19 protein-coding genes are annotated in these 16,960 nt (G+C 65.1%); 12 read left to right on the forward strand and 7 right to left on the reverse strand.

Going from position 1 to position 16,960, the window contains the following annotated elements; all coding sequences use genetic code 11:
• Nucleotides 1-33 precede the first annotated feature (33 nt).
• From CXR00_RS14030 to CXR00_RS14045, 4 genes are all read right to left on the reverse strand, one after another.
• Nucleotides 34-780 carry an ABC transporter ATP-binding protein gene (locus tag CXR00_RS14030; protein ID WP_104055166.1) on the reverse strand — a complete coding sequence of 249 codons (747 nt, stop codon included), beginning with the start codon at nucleotides 778-780 and terminating at the stop codon, nucleotides 34-36.
• Nucleotides 777-1,724, reverse strand: a complete 948-nt coding sequence (locus CXR00_RS14035; RefSeq protein WP_104055514.1) for an ABC transporter ATP-binding protein — start codon at nucleotides 1,722-1,724, stop codon at nucleotides 777-779. The genes CXR00_RS14030 and CXR00_RS14035 overlap by 4 nt, the downstream gene beginning before the upstream one ends.
• 140 nt (nucleotides 1,725-1,864) lie before the next feature.
• Nucleotides 1,865-2,845: a branched-chain amino acid ABC transporter permease gene (locus CXR00_RS14040; RefSeq protein ID WP_104055167.1), complete on the reverse strand. Its 981-nt coding sequence runs from the start codon at nucleotides 2,843-2,845 to the stop codon at nucleotides 1,865-1,867.
• A 13-nt stretch (nucleotides 2,846-2,858) separates the two neighbouring features.
• Nucleotides 2,859-4,166, reverse strand: coding sequence for a branched-chain amino acid ABC transporter permease (locus CXR00_RS14045; RefSeq protein WP_237688706.1), 1,308 nt, complete (start codon nucleotides 4,164-4,166; stop codon nucleotides 2,859-2,861).
• On the opposite strand from CXR00_RS14045, the gene CXR00_RS18640 reads away from it, so the two are divergent.
• The 7 genes from CXR00_RS18640 to CXR00_RS14075 all read left to right on the forward strand — a co-directional run bounded on the left by CXR00_RS18640 (nucleotide 4,087) and on the right by CXR00_RS14075 (nucleotide 10,315).
• Nucleotides 4,087-4,275: a hypothetical protein gene (locus CXR00_RS18640; RefSeq protein ID WP_237688729.1), complete on the forward strand. Its 189-nt coding sequence runs from the start codon at nucleotides 4,087-4,089 to the stop codon at nucleotides 4,273-4,275. The two genes, CXR00_RS14045 and CXR00_RS18640, sit on opposite strands and share 80 nt — an antisense overlap.
• A gap of 266 nt (nucleotides 4,276-4,541) precedes the next feature.
• Nucleotides 4,542-5,387, forward strand: a complete 846-nt coding sequence (locus tag CXR00_RS14050) for a Bax inhibitor-1/YccA family protein (protein ID WP_104055169.1) — start codon at nucleotides 4,542-4,544, stop codon at nucleotides 5,385-5,387.
• A 203-nt stretch (nucleotides 5,388-5,590) separates the two neighbouring features.
• Nucleotides 5,591-6,214 carry an ANTAR domain-containing protein gene (locus CXR00_RS14055; protein ID WP_181032567.1) on the forward strand — a complete coding sequence of 208 codons (624 nt, stop codon included), beginning with the start codon at nucleotides 5,591-5,593 and terminating at the stop codon, nucleotides 6,212-6,214.
• A gap of 20 nt (nucleotides 6,215-6,234) precedes the next feature.
• A complete protein-coding gene (locus CXR00_RS14060; protein ID WP_104055171.1) occupies nucleotides 6,235-7,188 on the forward strand; it encodes an aldose 1-epimerase family protein in 954 nt (317 codons plus the stop codon).
• Nucleotides 7,189-7,241: 53 nt separating this feature from the next.
• Nucleotides 7,242-8,471, forward strand: a complete 1,230-nt coding sequence (locus CXR00_RS14065; RefSeq protein ID WP_104055172.1) for an AI-2E family transporter — start codon at nucleotides 7,242-7,244, stop codon at nucleotides 8,469-8,471.
• Nucleotides 8,468-9,709, forward strand: coding sequence for a threonine ammonia-lyase (gene ilvA / locus CXR00_RS14070; protein ID WP_104055173.1), 1,242 nt, complete (start codon nucleotides 8,468-8,470; stop codon nucleotides 9,707-9,709). The genes CXR00_RS14065 and ilvA overlap by 4 nt, the downstream gene beginning before the upstream one ends.
• A 3-nt stretch (nucleotides 9,710-9,712) precedes the next feature.
• The gene (locus CXR00_RS14075; protein WP_104055174.1) at nucleotides 9,713-10,315 is read left to right on the forward strand and encodes a rhomboid family intramembrane serine protease; all 603 of its coding nucleotides are present in this window, start codon (nucleotides 9,713-9,715) and stop codon (nucleotides 10,313-10,315) included.
• A 26-nt stretch (nucleotides 10,316-10,341) separates the two neighbouring features.
• Here the strand turns inward: CXR00_RS14075 and greA are convergent, their stop codons facing one another.
• On the reverse strand, nucleotides 10,342-10,833 hold the full coding sequence (gene greA, locus CXR00_RS14080) for a transcription elongation factor GreA (protein ID WP_104055175.1): 492 nt from the start codon (nucleotides 10,831-10,833) through the stop codon (nucleotides 10,342-10,344).
• 295 nt (nucleotides 10,834-11,128) lie between these two features.
• Nucleotides 11,129-11,587, reverse strand: a complete 459-nt coding sequence (locus CXR00_RS14085) for a DUF4307 domain-containing protein (protein ID WP_237688667.1) — start codon at nucleotides 11,585-11,587, stop codon at nucleotides 11,129-11,131.
• A 60-nt stretch (nucleotides 11,588-11,647) separates the two neighbouring features.
• On the opposite strand from CXR00_RS14085, the gene mca reads away from it, so the two are divergent.
• The 3 genes from mca to CXR00_RS14100 are packed head-to-tail and all read left to right on the forward strand — an operon-like array spanning nucleotide 11,648 to nucleotide 15,139.
• On the forward strand, nucleotides 11,648-12,565 hold the full coding sequence (gene mca / locus CXR00_RS14090; protein WP_104055176.1) for a mycothiol conjugate amidase Mca: 918 nt from the start codon (nucleotides 11,648-11,650) through the stop codon (nucleotides 12,563-12,565).
• A gap of 48 nt (nucleotides 12,566-12,613) precedes the next feature.
• Complete coding sequence (locus tag CXR00_RS14095; RefSeq protein WP_104055177.1) at nucleotides 12,614-12,964, forward strand: hypothetical protein; 351 nt, start codon at nucleotides 12,614-12,616, stop codon at nucleotides 12,962-12,964.
• 9 nt (nucleotides 12,965-12,973) lie between these two features.
• Nucleotides 12,974-15,139, forward strand: coding sequence for a thioredoxin domain-containing protein (locus CXR00_RS14100; RefSeq protein ID WP_104055178.1), 2,166 nt, complete (start codon nucleotides 12,974-12,976; stop codon nucleotides 15,137-15,139).
• Nucleotides 15,140-15,156: 17 nt separating this feature from the next.
• On the opposite strand, the gene CXR00_RS14105 is transcribed toward CXR00_RS14100, so the two are convergent.
• Nucleotides 15,157-15,900: a hemolysin III family protein gene (locus CXR00_RS14105; protein WP_104055179.1), complete on the reverse strand. Its 744-nt coding sequence runs from the start codon at nucleotides 15,898-15,900 to the stop codon at nucleotides 15,157-15,159.
• Between CXR00_RS14105 and CXR00_RS18300 the strand changes: the two genes are divergently transcribed.
• Nucleotides 15,899-16,054 carry a hypothetical protein gene (locus tag CXR00_RS18300; protein ID WP_181032568.1) on the forward strand — a complete coding sequence of 52 codons (156 nt, stop codon included), beginning with the start codon at nucleotides 15,899-15,901 and terminating at the stop codon, nucleotides 16,052-16,054. The two genes, CXR00_RS14105 and CXR00_RS18300, sit on opposite strands and share 2 nt — an antisense overlap.
• 81 nt (nucleotides 16,055-16,135) lie before the next feature.
• Nucleotides 16,136-16,897 (forward strand): isoprenyl transferase, encoded by a 762-nt coding sequence (locus CXR00_RS14110; protein ID WP_104055519.1) that lies wholly within the window; start codon nucleotides 16,136-16,138, stop codon nucleotides 16,895-16,897.
• Nucleotides 16,898-16,960 lie beyond the last annotated feature (63 nt).

Genomic DNA, 16,960 nt, shown 5'->3' on the forward strand with positions numbered 1-16,960 from the left:
GAGGCGCCGGGGTGGCGCCGGGGCGGGCGGAGCTCAGGCGGTGTCGGCGAGGGTTCCGAGGTAAAGCTGGATGACCTTGGGATCCTTCATGAGCTCCCGGCCGGTCCCCGTGTAGGCGTCCTTGCCCTGGTCCAGGACGTAGGCCCGGTCGCAGATCTGCAGGCACCGGCGTGCGTTCTGTTCCACCATGATCACCGAAACGCCGGCGCGGTTGATTTCATGAACCCGCAAAAACGCTTCGTCCTGCTTGACGGGGGACAAACCCGCGGACGGTTCGTCCAGCAGCAGCACGGCCGGCTCCATCATCAGCGCCCGGCCCATGGCCACCATCTGGCGTTCACCGCCGGAGAGCGAGCCCGCGCGCTGCGCCCGCCGCTGACGCAGTTCCGGGAACAGCGTCGAGACAAAATCAAACCGCTCTGCGAAGCGTTTCGGTGCCTGGTACAGGCCCATCTGCAGATTCTCTTCAATGGTCAGGGACGGGAAGACGTTGTTGTTCTGCGGCACGAATCCCACGCCGCGGCTGACCAGCTTGTTGGCCTTCAGCCCGGTGATGTCCTGACCGCGGACCACAACCGTTCCCGAGTGCACCTTGACCAGGCCGAACATGGCCTTGAGCAGGGTTGACTTGCCGGCACCGTTGGGCCCGATGATCCCGATCAGCTCGCCGCGGCGGGCCTCGATGCTGCATCCGTTCAGGATATTCACGCCCGGGATGTAGCCGGCCACCAGATCGGTTACCTTGACGACGGAATCGCCGTCGAATTCCTCGGCGCTCATGCCTGTCCCTTCCGTTCATCAATACGCCTGCCGACAACGCCGTCAGGCTCGGTTCCCACTGAAGATTCGGGGTCATGCTCCAGTTCGGCTTCCAGCTTTTCAAAGCCCTCGGAATCACCCAGGTCCACGTCATGGTGTGCCCCCAGATAAGCGTCGATAACGGCCTGGTCCTTCATGACCACATCCGGCGGACCCTCGGCAACCACCTTTCCTTCAGCCATGACGATGACCCAGTCGGCAATATGGCGCACCATATGCATGTCATGTTCCACGAAGAGAACGGTCATGCCCTCGGCCTTGAGGTTCTTGATGTGGTCCAGCAGAGACTGCGTGAGCGCGGGGTTCACGCCGGCCATGGGCTCGTCCAGCATGACCAGTTTTGGTTTGACCATCAGGGCCCGGGCCATTTCCAGCAGCTTCCGCTGGCCGCCGGAGAGGGAGGCGGCATAGTCGCTGCGCTTGGCGTCCAGCTTGAACTTGGCCAGCAGGACATCGGCCTGCTGGGTGATCTCCCGTTCACGGCCGCGCCACAACGGCGGCAGGAACGCCCGCCACAGCGACTCGCCCGGCTGGGATGCGGCGCCCAGGCGCATGTTCTCAATAACGGTGAGCTTGCCCATGACCTTGGTCAGCTGGAAGGTGCGGACCATCCCCAGCCGTGCCACCTTATAGGCGGAGACTCCGGCCAGGTCCCGGCCCTCGAACTGCCAGTCGCCGGACTGCGGAGTATCGAACCCGGTGAGCAGGTTGAACAGCGTCGTCTTTCCGGCACCATTGGGACCGATCAGGGCGGTGATCTTGTGCCGCGGAATCTCCACATGCGCCACGTCCACGGCATTGATTCCGCCGTAGGTCCGCGTGACGTTGCGTGCCACCAGGATGGGATCGCGCTTGCGGCACCCCGGTTCCACGGCGCCCTCGGCGATGGGACGGCTGTCCGCCATGTACTCGTTGTCCGCCAGCGGGTCTGCTGGCGCCTCAGGGGCGCCGGCATCACTGACCCCGACGCGGGAAACCTCTGCCGGTTCAGCAGCGTGCGCGCCGCGGGGACGCCCTGCGCGCTGCGGTTCGTTTGCCTGGGAACTCATGCGAACGCCAGCTCCTTCTTATTGCCCAGGATGCCCTGGGGCCTGAAGATCATCAGCAGCATCAGTGCCACACCCACAAGGATGTAGCGAACCTGCCCTGCCTGGGAAGTGTCAATGAACGTGATGTAGCCGGCTTCAATGGCTCCGTAGAGGAGACCCTGGGTCAGCGACAGCAGGACCCAGAAGAGCATGGCGCCGATCACGGGGCCCAGCACTGTGGACATGCCGCCCAGCAACAGAGCGGTATAGAGGTAGAAGGTCAGCTCGGTGCCGTAGTTTGCCGGTTGTACCGCATCGCGGGGGAGGGTGAAGACGATGCCAGCGATGGAGCCCAGCAGGCCGCCGAGGATCAGGGCCTGCATCTTGTAGGCATAGACGTTCTTGCCCAGGGCCCGGACGGCGTTCTCATCCTCGCGGATGCCTTTCACCACCCGGCCCCACGGGCTGCGGATCAGCATCCACACCAGCAGGCAGGCAATGATGACCAGGGTCCAGGCGACGATGCGAACCCACACATCGCGTTCATTCATGCCGAAGGGTCCCAGGTTGTAGCTTCCCGGGGGAATGGGGTTCAGCGCATAGAAGTCTCCGGTGAAGGCGGACAGTCCGTTGGCTGACCCGGTGACCGCCGTCATGCTGTTGGTGGTGACGATGTAACGGATGATTTCCGCGGCGGCGATCGTCACGATGGCCAGATAATCGGCCCGCAGGCGCAGGGTGGGTATGCCCAGGATGACGGCAAAGACGGCGGAGGCCGCCAGCGCGATCAGCACCGCAACGGGCAGCGGGGCGTTGAAAGACAGGATAGGAACGGCGAAACCGTAGGCCCCGACGGCCATGAACCCGGCCTGCCCGAAGTTCAGCAGCCCCGTGTAACCGAAATGCACCGCGAGGCCGAGGGCTGCCAGTGCGTAGGCGGCCGTAGTGGGGCTGATGATCTCGTTGAGAGCCCCCAGAAAAATATTTGCAAAGTCCATCGCTGCTAAGCCCCTAACCTATGCGCTCGCGGCGGCCGAGGATTCCCTGCGGCCGGACGAGGAGGACAAGAATCATGATGACCAGGGCACCCACATATTTGAGGTCCGCGTCCAGCCAGATTGTGGAGATCTCCACGAAGAGCCCAACAATGATGGAGCCGATCAGCGCTCCGAAGACCGTGCCGAGTCCGCCGAGCGTCACGCCGGCAAAAATCAGCAGCAAAATCTGCTGGCCCATGTTGAAGGAAACTCCGGGCCGGTAATAGGCCCACAGGATGCCGCCCATGGCTGCCAGGGCGCCGCCGGTTACCCAGACCAGACGGATCACGCGGTCCACGTCGATGCCGGAGGCCGCGGCCAGGGACGGGTTGTCCGCGACCGCCCGGGTGGCCTTGCCGATCCGGGTGCGCAGCAGGAGAACGGCGATGACCAGGATGACCGCGAGCGAGACAAACAGGGAAATCAGGGTGTTCCGGGGTATGGATACGGGCCCGAGTTCGAGGGTGGGGCTCTGCGCTCCGGGCAGCTGCTGCATGGCACCGCCGAAGAAGAAGAGGACGGTGTAGCGGACGGCCACCGCCAAACCAATGCTGACGATCATCATCGGCACCAGGCCGGTGCCGCGCCGCCGCAGCGGTTTCCACAGCACCCCGTCCTGCAGATACCCGAACGCCGCCCCGCCGAGGACGGCGAGCGGCAGTGCCAACCAGGCGGAAAGGCCCAGAGCTGAGAACCCGAAGGCCAGGACTGCGCCCAGGGTGACCATCTCGCCGTGCGAAAAGTTGGTCAGGCCGGTGGTGCCGAAGATCAGGGAGAGACCCACTGCGCTCAGCGCCAGCAGCATTCCGAAGCTCAAACCGGCCACGGCACGCTCAGTCAGAGTGGAAAGGAAGCTGTCCTGCTGCAGGACAATGCCCTCGCCGAGCAGAAACAGCGTGGTGATGTTGGAGGTGCCGGCAAAGGTGACGGTGCGCGGGTTCTGCTGGTTCTCCGCCAGCGCCACATCCTCCGGAAGCGTTGATTCGTCCAGTTCCACTTCAAACGCACCCTGTTCGGGAACGCCGATGGACCAGGAACCGTTCGCTGCGGTCAGTGTTTCGCCTTCATAGCCGTTGCCGGTGGCGGTGATCTTTACTCCCTCGAGGGGAACGCCCGCGTTGCGGAGCACTCCGCTGATTCGGTCGCTGTATTCAGAACCGTCCGTTGGAGCATCAGGATCTTGGCCTTCAGCAGTTGCGGATGTGCTCTCCGACGGCGACGGCGCCGGGGTGGCTGTTGTTGCGTGGACGGCAGGAGCGGAGAACAGCAGGGCGGCGAACATCGCCGCCACCGCCGCCAGCATCCCCAGATACCTGGTCAGCGCCGATGTTCTTAGCAAATTCGAAAACCTCCACGCCAAGGCCGTGCGCACCGAGGAAATCGGCACTTAGGCGGATCTGTTTGTGACGTCTGTCACGGACTGGGGAACATGCTACCCACGAAATGTTTCAGGCAGTGACGTTTGGCCCGGCTCGAATGTCGCGATCGGGTAACGACTTATCGTGAAGCCGCGGAACGCCAGTGCCGGGGCTTCGGAAGTGGCCGGGTATGCGGAACTGTTATCCCGGCTCACTCCGTCGCAGGGAATCTTCAGTGCCCGGCGGCCGTTGACATTGGTAGGCTCTAGGTAAACAGCCCCCCAGATGGAGGACATTTCATGGCACTTGGCGGTAATCCGGTTTTTAACGGAAAGAATTTCAATTCACAGGTTCGCGGCGGCAGGATGAACCAGGGTTCCCTGGCCACCCAGCCCCATGGACAGATGACACCGCAGCAGTTGCAGGAGCTCTACACTGCTCCCTCCGCAGGTCCCGCCCAGACGGGCCGGATGACCTACGACGACGTGATCATGAAGACTCTCGCCTGCCTGGCCGTGGTGCTGGTGGGCGCTGCCATTCCGATGCTGGTGATCCCCGGTGCGGCTGCACCGCTCATGATCGTAGGCGCCCTGGGCGGCTTCGTCCTGGGTCTGGTGAACTCCTTCAAGCGGGAACCCGCTCCGGCGCTGATCCTGGCGTATGCAGCGCTTGAGGGTCTGTTCCTTGGTGGCCTGACCCTGGTGCTGGACAACATGTTCCCGGGCATCGGCCTGCAGGCCGTCCTCGGTACGCTCTCCGTCTTCGCCGTGACCCTGGTGCTGTTCAAGAGCGGCAAGGTCCGCGCCACCCCCAAGGCCATGCGCTTCTTCATGATCGCGATGATCGGTTACGCCGTCTTCTCCCTCGTCAATGTTGGCCTGATGATCTTCGGTGCCGTGGATGACCCGTGGGGCGTGCGCGGTTTCACTATCGCCGGCATCCCGCTGGGCATCATCATCGGCCTGTTCGCCGTTGGCCTGGCCGCGTTCTCCCTCATCATGGACTTCACCTCCATCGAGCAGGGTGTGCAGGCCGGCGCTCCGGTGCGTTATTCCTGGACCGCAGCGTTTGGCCTGACCGTCACTCTGGTCTGGCTGTACGTGGAAATCATCCGTATCCTCGCCATTCTCCGCGGCGACGACTAACGCTGCTCTCCGGCTGGTCCGGAGGCATGCGGGTAGACGACAGAGGCCGGCAGGCATTGACCTGCCGGCCTCTGTCGTTTAATCCCGGGAGTAGTGAATCCGCCGTTCCCGGAGAAAAGTCGGCCATCACCCTGTGCACCACTCTCCCGGGACCGTAGGCTCTGGCACGTCTCGAGATCCAGGTGCTGAGGGGAGGGGCCGCCGTGCCAGAGCCCGCCACAACCGAACTGTCTCCGGTGCGTCTTCAGGAACTGCTGCTGGAGCATCCTGCACTCGACGGTTTCCTGACCGCGCTGGCCTGTGACCTTGCCGGCCATCTGGCGGAATGGGACGTCTCCGACGCCGCCATCACCGTTGTGCGGCCCCGGCGGCAGACGGTCCACGCGGGAAGCGGTCCCGGAGTTTCGGCCCATGGACAGTCCGCTGCAGATCCCGCGTCCGGCGTCCTAACGATAGGATTGCCGGTTCCCCTCGCCGGGGCCGGGGGAGCGGTGCTCACCGTGTATTCGGAGCATCCGGGGGCCTTCGGGCCGGAGGCCGTGCAGGCAGTCGAGCGTGCCGCCGCGGAGACGGCAACCGCAGTGGCGCTGGCTCTGCGCCTGGACGCCCAGACACACCGCGCGGAGAACCTGCAGGCGGCGCTGGAGTCCAGGACGGTGGTGGATCTCGCCGCCGGTATCATCATGGCCCAGAACAACTGCAGCCAGCAGAGCGCCGTGGACATTCTGCGCAGCGTGTCCAACAGCCGCAACGTCAAGGTCCGGGACATCGCGGCCGGTGTCGTCGCGGTGGTTTCAGACCGGGTGAGCACCCACTTCGAAGAGTAAGCGGTTGGTAGGCTGGAACGATGAGCTTCCCAGCCACGGGCGCAGTTCCAAGTCCTGCCACCGGCACCCAGTACCAGATCACACGCCAGACTCCCGGCGGCCGGGCCGAAGCCCGCATTGCGGCGCTTGCGGGAGGGCTGCGCAGCTACAGCGTGGCCGGCACCGGGTACGTCGAGACCTACCCGGACACTTCGCTGCCGCCGTCGGCCTGCGGCATCCTGCTGGCGCCCTGGCCAAACCGCGTGGCCGGCGGCCAATGGACCCTGGACGGCAAGGTCCAGCAGCTGGATATCACCGAACCTTCCCGGGGGAACGCCAGCCACGGGCTCCTTCGCAACACCGGCTACCGGCCTGCCGGCGACACGGCCGGGCAGGACAGCCTGACCCTGCAGGCCGAAATCTTCCCCCAGCACGGCTATCCGTTCCACCTCATCCACCAGGTCACTTACAGCCTGGACGACGACGCCGGCTTGCGGGTGCGCCAAAGCCTCACCAATGTGGGGGAGGACCGGGCGCCGTTTGCCCTCGGCGCACATCCGTTCCTGCGGATCGGTTCGGTACCGGTGGAAGACCTGACGCTTACCGTGGCCGCGGAAACCCGGATAACGGCTGACGAGCGTCTGATCCCCGTAGGGCGGGAGCCGGTTGCCGGGGACTATGACTTCCGGGCCGGCCGCCGGATCGGAGACCAGGCGCTGGACAGCGCCTTCACCGGACTGGAGCTGGCGGAAGGACAGCACCGGCACCGCCTGGCCGCACCGGACGGCAGAAGCGTCACGCTGTGGAGCGCTCCCGAGTTTGGTTACGTCCATGTTTTCCTCACAGACCAGCTTCCCGGACGGAGCCGGGCCGTTGCCCTGGAACCCATGACTGCTCCGGCCAATGCCCTGAATTCCGGTGAGGGACTGCGCTGGCTGGACCCGGGAAACTCCTTCGCAGCAGAGTGGGGGATCCGGCCCGGCCTGGACGGCTGAGAGGCGGACGTAAAGGTGGGAACAACAGCCATCGAGTGTGGAAAGATGACCCCATGAGACCTCACGCACGCAGCATTGCCGCGCCCAAAGCGGTGCAGGCTGCGGCTGTCCGCTCCAGCCGGGGCAACGACGACGTCCCGTACGCTCTGCGCGTCAGCGCAGCCTGGGCCTGGCGCCTGGGTGTGGTGCTGATTGTCGCGGCCGGGCTCATCTGGGTCCTGCGTGATTTCTCCCTGCTGCTCATTCCCCTGATGATCGCCGGACTGCTGGCCGGCCTGCTCTCTCCGGTGACCGAGTGGCTGCGGCGCAACAAGGTGCCCGGCGGTCTGGCCGTGGCCGTCACCATTGTCACCTTCCTGGGCTTGATCGTGGCCGCCCTGACTCTGGTGGGCCGGCAGTTGGCGCTGGGGTTCCGTGACCTCTGGGATGAGACCCTTGCCGGTGTGGACCAGGTTCAGGAATGGCTTGCAGACGGGCCGCTGAAGATCACCACAACCCAGATGGATTCCCTGCTGGGCGGAGCCACCAACGCGATCCAGTCGAACTCTGCAAACATCGTTTCCGGGGCGTTGTCGGTGGGCACCGGAGCCGGGCACTTCGCCGCGGGCGTGCTGCTGACACTTTTCGCCCTGGTTTTCTTCCTGCTGGACGGCCGGCGCATCTGGCGCTTCGTGACAGGGCTCCTGCCGCGGCGCGCCCGCCCGGCTGGTTACGGAGCCGGACTCCACGGCTGGGAATCCATGGTCAACTACGTCCGGGTGCAGCTGCTCGTAGCATTCATCGACGCCGTCGGAATTGGAGCCGGCGCCGCCATCATCGGAGTGCCGCTGGCGCTGCCGCTTTCGGTCCTGGTGTTCCTGGGCTCCTTCGTGCCGCTGCTGGGCGCCTTCGTCACCGGATTCGTAGCTGTGCTGCTTGCCCTCGTCGCCAACGGCTGGGTCAATGCGCTGATCATGCTGGGCATTGTGCTGCTCGTCCAGCAGCTCGAGTCCCACATCCTGCAACCGCTGATCATGGGCCGCGCCGTCGCCCTGCATCCCCTGGCCGTAATCCTTGCCGTCACCGGCGGCACCCTGGCCGCCGGAATCCCCGGAGCCCTGTTCTCCGTACCGCTGCTGGCCATCCTGAATACCGTGGTGCGTTACATCGCCTCCCGGGGATGGGAACAGGACCCGGCGCTGGACGCAGACCCCGTCTTTGGGGCTGCGGGCGGACCGGTGCCGAGGACAAATGAATCCATTGAGGCGTTGGATGACAACGCAGAAGAAGAGAAACAACCGTGACCGATCTGTCCGACCTGCCCGTGACACTGGACGACATCGAGGCAGCCGCGAAACTGCTGGACGGTGTGGTTGCCCGTACCCCCATTGAGGTTTCCCGGGCACTGGGCCGCCAAACCGGTTCCAATGTCTACTTCAAGTGTGAAAACCTGCAGCGGGCCGGGTCCTTCAAGGTCCGCGGCGCCTATGTCCGGATGGCCAAGCTTTCACCGTCCGACCGGGACCGGGGCGTGGTGGCGGCCTCCGCCGGCAACCACGCGCAGGGCGTGGCGGTTGCGGCTGCGCGGCTGGGCATCAAAGCCCGGATCTTCATGCCGCTGGGCGTGGCACTGCCGAAGCTGGCAGCCACGCAGAGCCACGGCGCCGAGGTAGTGCTGCACGGCCACAACGTGGATGAAGCGCTGGCGGAAGCCAAGCGGTATTCGGACGAGACCGGTGCCGTGTTTGTGCACCCGTTCGACAACGTGGACGTAGTGGCCGGGCAGGGGACCATCGGTCTGGAGCTGCTCGACCAGATCCCTGACCTGGACACCGTCTTGATGGGTGTGGGCGGCGGCGGGCTGCTGGCGGGCGTCGCGGTGGCCATCAAGGCGAGGGCAAAGGAACTGGGCCGGGAGGTGCGCATCATCGGTGTCCAGGCCGAGAACGCTGCTGCTTATCCGCCCTCACTTGCCGCCGATGCCCTCGTCCCGCTGACCAAGGTGTCCACGATCGCCGACGGCATCGCCGTCGGGCGCCCGGGCCAGCTGCCCTTCTCCATCATCAGGGAACTGGTGGATGATGTGGTGACCGTCAGCGAGGACTCGCTGGCACGGGCACTGATCTTCCTGCTGGAACGCGCCAAGATGGTGGTGGAACCGGCCGGAGCTGTGGGCGTGGCTGCGCTCATGGACGGCAAGATTGAAAACCCGGGGAACACCGCAGTGATTCTCTCCGGCGGCAACATTGACCCGATGCTGATGCTCAAAGTGATCCAGCGCGGTCTGGCCGCCGCAGGCCGGTACCTGGTGGTGCGGATCCTGCTCGATGACCGTCCCGGTTCGCTGGCCACCATTTCCCGGATCATTGCCGAATCCGATGCCAACGTCACCGGCGTCGACCACACCCGGGTGGGCGGCTCCATCAGCATGGGGGATGTGGCCATCACCATCAACATGGAAACCAAGGGGCACGAGCACTGCGAACTGGTGTTGAACAACCTCCGCGCCTCCGGCTTCCAACCCATAGTGCTGCACGGGTAGGCGATGCTCGCCAAGCGGGCCAGGACGGCCCTGTACATATCCCTCGGCCTGGCCGCACTCATTTGGGCGTGCTATTTCGTTGCCCTGCTCATAGGCCCGTCATCCCTGCGGGAGTTCGGAGTTCTGCCCCGGCGGCTCGAAGGGCTGGACGGGATCCTGTTTGGCCCGCTGCTGCACGCCGGCATCAACCACCTGCTCGGAAACACCCTGCCGCTGGTGGTCTTTTCCTTCCTGACATTGCTGGAAGGGGTGCGGCGGTATGCCGTGGTGATCGCTTCGTCCTGGCTGGCGTCCGGGCTGGGTGTCTGGCTCTTCGGCGGCGGGCTGACCGTGGGGATATCAGGGGTTGTCTTCGGATTGTTTGCGTACCTGATGGTCCGCGGAATCTACAACCGGGACATCCTGCAGCTGCTTCTGGCCGGAGTGCTTTTCCTCATCTACGGGTCACTGCTGTGGGGCGTGCTGCCGGTGAACATCGGCGTGTCCTGGCAGGCGCACCTCTTCGGTGCCGCCGGCGGTGTGCTGGCGGCGGTGCTGCTGAGCCGCAACCGGCAGAACAGGCGCACAAGCAAAAGCGGGCCCTCCCGTTGGGAAGACCCGCTCTAGCGCACAAAATCAGGCAGTGCGGAAAACTAGCCGGCGTAAGGCTTGGCCGAGATGATCTCCACCGAGATCTCCTTGCCGTTCGGTGCCTTGTAAGTGACGCTGTCTCCTGCCTTCATGCCCTGGATTGCGGCGCCCAGAGGAGACTTTTCGCTGTACACGTCGATGTCCGAGTCGCCGGCGATTTCACGGCTTCCCAGCAGGAAGGTCTCCACGTCGCCGGCAACCTTGGCTTCCACCAGCATGCCGGGTTCAACGACGCCGTCATCTGCCGGAGCTTCGCCCACGTGGGCGGTTTCCAGGAGCTGCGTCAGCTGGCGGATGCGGGCCTCAGCCTTGCCCTGCTCTTCCTTAGCTGCGTGGTACCCGCCGTTTTCCTTCAAATCGCCCTCGGAACGTGCCTGCTCAATGCGGGCAACGATTTCCGTGCGGCCGGGGCCGGACAGGTGATCCAGCTCCGCCTTCAGGCGGTCATAAGACTCCTGAGTGAGCCAAGCGGCAGGTGCGCTGTTGGTAGACACGGGTCTCTCCTTTTAAGTGACGACCAAACCACTGAATCTGGTTCGGCAGGCTGAAATTGCTTCGGGGCCGGAACGGCCTGACAAGCAAAGACCCCGCCGGGCGGTGACCGTTCACTGGGATGATCACCTGGCGGGGCATAACGTAGGCTCCATACTAGTCAGCCAAAGCGAATTACCCAAGAACCCGCCGGATTTGACGGAACGGGCCAATCCTGCACCCCGGCCGCGGGAAACGCGGCGCAGCTAAACCGGAAGAATGCGCCCGTGAAGTTAAGCCCAGAGCGTGTTTTCAGTGCTAGTCGTCAAGGAGCCAGCAGGCGTTCACTCCGCCGGTAACGCCCAGGGAATCGGTACGGATGTCCAGCCGGTGCCCGGTGGTTGCTTCCTCAGACGGGCCGATGGTGACCTGCTTCCACCCCACCACGGCGTAGCTCGAGCTGAGGACCTGAACGGCGCAGGACGCGCTGTCTTCAGGGTCTTTGGTGACTTGGAAGTCCACGCTGGCATGTGTGGCATCGGCAATGCTGAAACCCACATCCTTGAAACTCACTTCGCCGCGCGGGGACGGCATCGCCATGAGAGCGGCCGCTCCGCAGGCCAGCAGGACGGCAGCGCTGCCGGCAATGGTCTTGGCCCGCCGGGACCAGCCCGGCTTGGGTGCGCCGTAACGATTGGCTAATCTTGATGCGGACGGAAAATCATCCGGGGTCTGCTCGGGGGCGGGCTGCTTAACAGGACCTTCCTCAGTGCTCACTGCTTCATTTTATCCGAGTTTGCCCGTCCGATTTTCGCCAACCTTCTCAGGAGCTGCTTCGTGCCGACCGCCCCGCTTGATAATTCCAGCCGCCAGGAACCGCTGCGGCTGCTGGCTGTGCATGCTCATCCCGACGACGAAGCCAGCAAAGGCGCGGCCATGATGGCTTTCTACGCCGCCCGGGGCGTGGACGTTATGGTCGCCACCTGCACCGGCGGTGAGCGCGGCAGTGTGCTGAATCCCGCACTCGAGGACAACGCTGCCGCGAAGCGGGACCTTGCCGGTCTTCGCCGAACCGAAATGGCCAATGCACAGCGTGAGCTGAACGTGCAGCACCGCTGGCTGGGATTCATGGACTCCGGCCTTCCGGAAGGGGATCCGCTGCCTGACCTGCCCTTTGGATGCTTCGCGCTGGAGCCGCTCGAGCGGGCCGCGGCACCCCTGGTCAAGCTGGTGCGGGAGTTCCGCCCGCACGTCATCATCAGCTACGACGAGAACGGCGGCTACCCGCACCCGGACCACATCATGGCGCACAAGGTGGCTGTGGAGGCGTTCAACGCTGCCGGGGATCCGAACCGGTACCCGGGCACGGGCGAGCCCTGGGAGCCGCTGAAGCTGTACTATGACCGCGCCTTCAATCCGGAGCGTTTCACCGCTCTGCATAATGCCCTCGTGGAAGCAGGCGTGGACTCTCCCTACGCCGAGCGCATTGCCGCCTGGCAGGAAGCCGACGCCGAGGGCCACCGGCTGCCGGCTCCAACCCACCCGACCACCACGCAGATCCCCTGCGGAGATTATTTTGAAACCCGGGACCGGGCACTCAAGAGCCACCGCACCCAGGTGGACCCCAACGGATTCTTTTTCGCCGTTGACGCCGAAACCCAGCGCAAGATCTGGCCCTGGGAAGATTATTCGCTGATCATGTCCAGGGTGGACACCAAGCTTCCTGAAACGGATCTGTTCGCTGGCCTACGATAGAGGGCAGGGACGGCGCACAGCCGTCCGCTGCCAAGAGAGAGAATCACCGTGAACTTCCTGTACAGCCTGCCCCTGACCGTTCCCCCCGGCCCCGAGGACGGCGAGCTGAAAACCGGACTGAGCATTGCCGATGTTACCCCGGGCCTGCTCGGCTTCCTGGCGACCCTCTTCCTGGTGCTGGCAGTGGTGTTCCTCATCCGTGACATGGTGAAGCGCATCCGCCGGGTCCGCTACCGCGAGCAGGCCCTTACCGGTGTTGGCACCGACGTTTTCATTCCCAGCACCGAAGATGTGAAGGCTGCCGAGGCCGGCAAGGCCGCCGAATCCGGCGGAGTGTCCGCTTCAACCACCGCAGCCGACGGGTCAGACACCACCCCGGGTTACTACAAGCGCGGCTAGGAGCAAACCATGGCCGGCAGACTGCAGGGAGAGGCTTCGGCCTATTTGCGCCAGCATGCCGGCAACCCCGTGGATTGGTGGCCGTTCGGGGATGAGGCTTTTTCCGAGGCACGGCGTCGGAATGTCCCTGTCTTCATCTCGGTGGGGTACGCCGCCTGCCACTGGTGCCATGTGATGGCACATGAATCCTTCGAGGATCCCGTTACCGCCGCCTACCTGAATGAGAACTTCGTTTCCATCAAGGTGGACCGCGAGGAGCGCCCCGATGTGGACGCCGTGTACATGGCAGCCACCCAGGCCATGACCGGCCAGGGCGGATGGCCCATGAGCGTCTTCACCCTTCCCGACGGCCGGACCTTTTATGCCGGAACCTACTTCCCGCCCCGGCCCGTCCAGGGAATGCCGTCCTTCCGGGACGTCCTGGAAGCCGTAGCCTCCGCGTGGAAGGACCGTCCCGGCGAGGTCCGGGAAAGCGCTGCCCAGCTGGCGGCACACCTGGCCTCGGCCCAGCAGGGGAACCGGCGGCTGCTCGGCCCGGTCCTGGATACCGGCCTGGACGCGGATCTGGACCCAGGAGACGCTGCAGCGGACGCGACGGCGGCGCAGCACGTTCTGTCCGCCGCCGTAGAGACGCTGGCAGGTCTTGAGGACCGGCAGTCCGGCGGCTTTGGCGGAGCACCCAAATTTCCGCCCTCCACCGTTTTGCGCTTCCTGCTGGCTCACGCCGCCGCCGGAGGCTCCACGGCAGCCGAAGCCGGTGCACTCGCGGACCGGACTCTGGGAGCGATGGCCCGGAGCGCACTGTATGACCAGCTGGAGGGCGGATTCGCCCGCTACACGGTGGATCGCCGCTGGGCGGTGCCGCACTTCGAAAAAATGCTCTACGACAATGTGCAGCTGCTTTCGCTGTATGCGCAGTGGGCCCGGACAGCCCTCGGTGAAGGGGACCGCCGGCTGGCACTGCGCGTGACACGCGAAACTGCTGACTGGATGATCCGCCGGCTGCGTGTGGAGGAAGGCGGCTTTGCTTCCTCCCTGGACGCGGACACCCTTATCCAGGGACACCGGGTAGAGGGCGGCACCTACGTATGGACGCCGGAGCAGATGAGGGAGCTCCTGGATCCGGAGCATGCGGACGCCGTGTTGGGCCTGCTGGACCTGGAATCCGGGAACATGGCAGCCCATGGCGGCACCGGCAGCACTCTGCATTTCGGCCGGGTGCTGAGCGCTGCCGAAGAGGAGCTGTGGCTTCGGCACCGGCCGTCCCTGGCGGCCGCCCGGAACCTCCGCCCGCAGCCGGAACGCGATGACAAAGTGGTGGCCGGGTGGAACGGGCTGGCCGTTGCAGCGCTGGCCTCCGCCGCCGTCGTCCTTTCTGATGCAGGGGAGGCCGGGGAAGCCGGGCGTATCCTCCGTGCTGCCGGGGACGCCGCGTCCTACCTGCTGCGCGTGCACCGAACCGGCCCCACCCTGCGGAGGGTCTCCCACGACGGGCGCGCACAGGGCATTGAGGGGCTGCTGGAGGACTACGCCGGAGTGGCCGAGGGGTTGTTCACGCTCTACGCCGCCACCGGCGATGAGCACTGGTACACCGAGGCGGAGTCCCTGGTGCTGGCCGCGGAAAACCGTTTCCTCACGGCGGGCGGGCTGCAGGACACCGCCGTCCGGCCCAACGAGCTGGTCAATGCCCAGGGAACGCAGGCCGCCGCCGATCCACTGGACGGGCCCACGCCCAGCGGTGCTGCGCTCTTCGCGGGCGTCCTGCTCACGTACTCCGCGTACTCGGGATCGCTGCGTCACCGGGCGCTCGCGCAGTCGCTCCTGAAGCACGTTGAAGTGGTGGGTGCCCAGGCGCCGCAGGCTGCCGGCTGGGCCATGTCGGTGCTGCAGTTCCTGCTGGACGGGCCCCGGGAACTGGCGGTCGCCGGTACGGATGCTGCAGCCGTTGCGGAACTGCTGCGGGCAGCGCGCGACGCCGGCGGGCCGGGTCTGGTAATCGCCTCACGGATTGCGGCGCCCGGGTCTGCGGGTGCTGTGTTTGAAACCCGGGTGCCGCTGCTTGAGGAACGGGACCCGGGCGGCGCGCCTGCGGTGGCTTACCTGTGCCGGGGGATGGTCTGCCGCCGGCCGGTCAGCTCAGCCGCCGAACTGCAGGCACTGATCACGGGGGAATAACCGGGGACTAAGGCGGATCAGCCCGAAGCGCCGACTGAGAGCACTGCCATCAGAATGGCGGCGTAGTGGCACGCGAACCCCACCAGTGTGAAGGCATGGAAAATTTCGTGGAAACCGAACCAGTCCAGTGAGGGGTTGGGTTTCTTCAGGGCGTAAATGACGGCGCCGGCAATGTACATGGCCCCGCCCACCAGCACGAGCACGGCCGCTGCGGGATTGATCCTGAAGAAATCCGGAATGTAGATCAGTGCCGCCAGACCCAGGACAATGTAGGCCGGGGTGTAAACCCAGCGCGGCGCGTGCAGCCAGAGCAGCCGGAACAATACCCCCGCCAACGCTCCGCACCAGATGAACCACAGCAGGACCTTGGCCTTTTCCGGCGGCAGCAGGGACCAGGCAAGGGGCGTGTAGGACCCCGCGATGACCAGCATGATGTTGGTGTGGTCCAGCCGCTTGAGAATGATTTTGACCCTGGGCGACCAGTTGCCGCGGTGGTACACGGCGGAAACGCCAAACAGCAGCACCCCGGTCAGCGCGTACACCGCGGAGGCGATCCGGGTTCCGGTGGTGGGTGCCAGGCAGATCAGGATGATGCCGGCGGCCAGGACAAATGGTGTGGCTCCGGCATGAAGCCAGCCCCGGAGCTTTGGTTTGATCTCCAAGATGTCCGCGGCTCGTTCCACGGCGGATTCAACCGGACCGGGAGCCTTTCGCGAGCTGGGATTGTGCTCCGGCGGAGCGGACGACGATGAAGATGTCATGGAGAAAATCCTAGCCTACGATCCGGTAGGTTACGGGTCGGCGGGAGGTTCATCGGGCACCTCCCGGGAGGAGCGCGGGCCGCTCGCCGGACCGGTGGGGAGCGGGGAATCCGCCGGTCCGGACGAGCCGCCGAAACTGTTCGCGGTTTTTTAGGAATACACTTTTTAGTGCGCCTCCCACATCCGCGGAGACGTTTTTCTTCCCGCAGGACAGGACAGGCAGGTGCAGCTCCGCATGAGGTTCCCGGGCGTTGTGTATGCCTTCTATGAACGCAAGCTGCGCCGAAGCCTCAGCCCGGACCGCATTCCCGAGCATATTGGCGTCATGGTGGACGGCAACCGGCGCTGGGCGAAACTGGCAGGTGCCCCCACGGCGGACGGCCATCAGGCCGGCGCGGACAAGATCCTGGAGTTCCTGGGCTGGTGTCAGGAACTCGGTGTGCGCCGGGTGACGCTGTATATGCTCTCCACCGATAACCTGAACCGGAACCCGGATGAACTCGATCCGCTCCTGGACATCATTGGCAACACCCTGGACCGGCTGGGGGAGAAGGGCGACCTGCGGGTCAACGCCGTCGGAGCCCTGGACATCCTGCCCGCCAACCTCGCCGAAAAGCTCAACGCACTGGGCGCCAGCACCAGCGGCGCCGACGGGCTGCACGTCAACGTCGCCATTGGCTACGGCGGCCGCCGGGAGATTGTGGACGCGGTCAAAGAACTGCTGCATGACGCCGCCGCCCACGGTAAGTCGATCGAGGAGATCACCGGGGAACTGTGCGATACGCAGATTTCGGAGTATCTCTACACACGCGGCCAGCCGGACCCGGAACTGGTCATCCGCACCTCGGGCGAACAGCGGCTCTCCGGGTTCCTGATGTGGCAAAGCGCGTACAGCGAGTTCTATTTTTGCGAAGCACTCTGGCCGGACTTCCGCCGGGTGGACTTCCTCCGGGCCCTGCGTGACTACGCCAACCGGCAGCGCCGCTTCGGTTCCTAAGGACCCTTTCCCGGTTGCGGACCCGCCGGACCGCCGCCGTGTGAACAGCAGATTAACTCCGGC

The organism is Arthrobacter sp. 9E16 (genome assembly GCF_002929435.1).
GTDB lineage: Bacteria > Actinomycetota > Actinomycetes > Actinomycetales > Micrococcaceae > Arthrobacter_B > Arthrobacter_B sunyaminii.

Bases quoted from the DNA above. Each gene is read 5' to 3' on its own strand.
- CXR00_RS18300 (WP_181032568.1), top strand. From the start codon at position 15,899: ATGGAGAAAATCCTAGCCTACGATCCGGTAGGTTACGGGTCGGCGGGA.
- CXR00_RS14110 (WP_104055519.1), top strand. From the start codon at position 16,136: ATGAGGTTCCCGGGCGTTGTGTATGCCTTCTATGAACGCAAGCTGCGC.
- CXR00_RS14100 (WP_104055178.1), top strand. From the start codon at position 12,974: ATGGCCGGCAGACTGCAGGGAGAGGCTTCGGCCTATTTGCGCCAGCAT.
- CXR00_RS14060 (WP_104055171.1), top strand. From the start codon at position 6,235: ATGAGCTTCCCAGCCACGGGCGCAGTTCCAAGTCCTGCCACCGGCACC.
- CXR00_RS14065 (WP_104055172.1), top strand. From the start codon at position 7,242: ATGAGACCTCACGCACGCAGCATTGCCGCGCCCAAAGCGGTGCAGGCT.
- CXR00_RS14030 (WP_104055166.1), bottom strand. From the start codon at position 780: ATGAGCGCCGAGGAATTCGACGGCGATTCCGTCGTCAAGGTAACCGAT.
- CXR00_RS14050 (WP_104055169.1), top strand. From the start codon at position 4,542: ATGGCACTTGGCGGTAATCCGGTTTTTAACGGAAAGAATTTCAATTCA.
- CXR00_RS14035 (WP_104055514.1), bottom strand. From the start codon at position 1,724: ATGGCGGACAGCCGTCCCATCGCCGAGGGCGCCGTGGAACCGGGGTGC.
- CXR00_RS14075 (WP_104055174.1), top strand. From the start codon at position 9,713: ATGCTCGCCAAGCGGGCCAGGACGGCCCTGTACATATCCCTCGGCCTG.
- CXR00_RS14040 (WP_104055167.1), bottom strand. From the start codon at position 2,845: ATGGACTTTGCAAATATTTTTCTGGGGGCTCTCAACGAGATCATCAGC.
- CXR00_RS14105 (WP_104055179.1), bottom strand. From the start codon at position 15,900: ATGACATCTTCATCGTCGTCCGCTCCGCCGGAGCACAATCCCAGCTCG.
- CXR00_RS14045 (WP_237688706.1), bottom strand. From the start codon at position 4,166: ATGTTCGCCGCCCTGCTGTTCTCCGCTCCTGCCGTCCACGCAACAACA.